Origin of the sequence: Anoxybacillus sp. LAT27 (assembly GCF_022030075.1) — a bacterium.
In the GTDB taxonomy this organism is placed as follows: Bacteria; Bacillota; Bacilli; order Bacillales; family Anoxybacillaceae; genus Anoxybacillus; species Anoxybacillus kestanbolensis.
In genome coordinates this window covers 1-1,862 of sequence record NZ_JAIWYK010000036.1, presented here as the reverse complement: position 1 = coordinate 1,862, position 1,862 = coordinate 1, and the positions used below count along the sequence as shown (strand labels likewise).

The following is a 1,862-nucleotide window of genomic DNA, read 5'->3' as shown; positions in this document are numbered from 1 at the left end:
ACGCATGATCGTACGGATGGAATTAGACGAAGCCAAGCAGCGATTGTTAATCGGCTTTTTTGAAACATATGTGAAACTGTCGGATGAGGAAGAACAACAATTACGAAACGAGGTGAATGAAATGGAAACGAAAGAAAAAGAACAAGTGCTGGAATTGTTAATCTCGTATGAACAAAAGGGAAAAAAGGAAGGATTTAAACAAGGAATGAAACATCTTGTTCGCAATATGTCGAAAAAAGGAATGACACCAAAAGAAATCGCAGACCTTGTAGATCTTACGGAAGAAGAAGTACATCATTTGCTTGAAAGTTGAGAAAAATTCGGTGTGATGCCACTCCTCCAAGCATGTGGAAACAACAATTACGAAACGAGGTGAATGAAATGGAAACGAAAGAAAAAGAACAAGTGTTGGATTTAATCATTTCATATGAGAAAAAAGCGCTAGAGAAGGGTTTGAAAGAAGGCGTGGAACGAGGGTTACAACAAGAAAAGCGCCAGATTGCGAAAAAGATGCTGGAAAAAGGCTACGATGTACAGACAATTCATGAACTAACGGAGTTGTCTATGGAAGAGATTGAGGGGTTGAAGTGATGTCATCTCTTGTTTGAGTTTTCATCACTCCGCATCAACAGCGTCTCCCTGCCTTTTTAGATGAGTGAAAGAAACATTGGGATTGAAAGTAGTGGATAAGGCGGTGCATATTCGCACCGCCTACTTTTGCCTAACAATCGCTTTCGTAAACTCGGTGAAGTCTGTTAAATGGTTGTCGAGTATTTTTTGTAAAATCGTCAAGTTCAGTTCTTGATAGTCATGCACAGCGATATTGAGAAATCCGACCATCGCTTTCATTTTTTGTGACAAAGATGAAGAAATGATGCCGTGTTGTTCTAAAAGAGTGAAAGCGTCTCGGCTTGTTTGTGGAAGTCCGAGCTTTTTTGTGCAACGACGTGCATCGCTAAGTCAATGCTTGATTCACACGCTCGTTGGAGGTTGAGGACAATGGAATCTTGCTTTGTGTAATTCTCCAAATGTTTTGGGTTGTTTTCATATTCTTCATGAATACGTTTCAGACACCGTTCGATGACACTGATTTTATTTAGGATGACATCATGAATCATAAACCGACCCACTTTCCACAATGTTTCGCAAAATTTCGGCTCGTTCCTCGTTTAGTTTTGCATACATTTTCAGCACTAGCCATTCATATTCTGCCCGTTTTTGTTCGTCTGCACAATAGATGACCTTCCCGCTACTGACGATTTGTGCTTGAAAAACGGTGCTCGCTTGTTTTAAATCGATGAGATCGACGTCTCGTTGTAACTGCTCTGACAATTGTTGTGCAAGCATAAAGCGTTCATAGTGGTCTAATGATCGTTCATCGCTCAAAAAAGCAATGTCAATGTCGCTATCGTGGCGAATGTGTCCTGTTGCTGCTGATCCGAACAAATAAATGACAGAAGGGGAGACCGCATTCTTTAATGTTTCCACAATGATTTGTTCCATCTGGTCACCGTCCTTTTATTTCCATGCTATTACAATTATATGATTTTCGGTTGTGTGTGTCACGTCCCTATAGAAAACTTAGTTTTTTATGTGATTACAACGTTATTCCAAAGGATGGCCGCCTCTTTTGATCACCATTTGCTACAGTCATATGAAGTGTTTTGTTACTTAATTATTCAAAGTATTTGAATGACAGGATTATTTCAACATCTAATGGGCAAACAGTATATTTTCTGAACAATCATTCTCAAAAATTGCTGGTGTACTTGTTTTTTATCGTAAACATAAATAAAGCGTGTCATAAAAAATCGAATACAACTGTTTATAAATGTTCAAGTAATACTCCTGGTGCTAGATAA

General features: G+C 38.8%; 2 protein-coding genes and 2 pseudogenes. 2 read left to right on the top strand and 2 right to left on the bottom strand.

Features of this window, described 5'->3' with window-relative positions; all coding sequences use genetic code 11:
* Together LD028_RS02255 and LD028_RS02250 are read left to right on the top strand one after the other, a co-directional pair.
* Positions 1-313, top strand: a pseudogene (locus tag LD028_RS02255) (DUF4351 domain-containing protein); the annotation flags it as partial.
* Between the two features lie 68 nt (positions 314-381).
* The gene (locus LD028_RS02250) at positions 382-591 is read left to right on the top strand and encodes an RpnC/YadD family protein (RefSeq protein ID WP_237810804.1); all 210 of its coding nucleotides are present in this window, start codon (positions 382-384) and stop codon (positions 589-591) included.
* A 120-nt stretch (positions 592-711) separates the two neighbouring features.
* On the opposite strand, the pseudogene hepT reads toward LD028_RS02250, so the two are convergent.
* Positions 712-1,118: pseudogene (gene hepT, locus LD028_RS02245) on the bottom strand (type VII toxin-antitoxin system HepT family RNase toxin).
* Complete coding sequence (gene mntA, locus LD028_RS02240) at positions 1,108-1,503, bottom strand: type VII toxin-antitoxin system MntA family adenylyltransferase antitoxin (protein WP_237810803.1); 396 nt, start codon at positions 1,501-1,503, stop codon at positions 1,108-1,110. Before mntA ends, hepT begins: the two are co-directional and overlap by 11 nt.
* Between the last annotated feature and the right edge of the window lie 359 nt (positions 1,504-1,862).

Bases quoted from the DNA above. Each gene is read 5' to 3' on its own strand.
- LD028_RS02250 (WP_237810804.1), top strand. From the start codon at position 382: ATGGAAACGAAAGAAAAAGAACAAGTGTTGGATTTAATCATTTCATAT.
- mntA (WP_237810803.1), bottom strand. From the start codon at position 1,503: ATGGAACAAATCATTGTGGAAACATTAAAGAATGCGGTCTCCCCTTCT.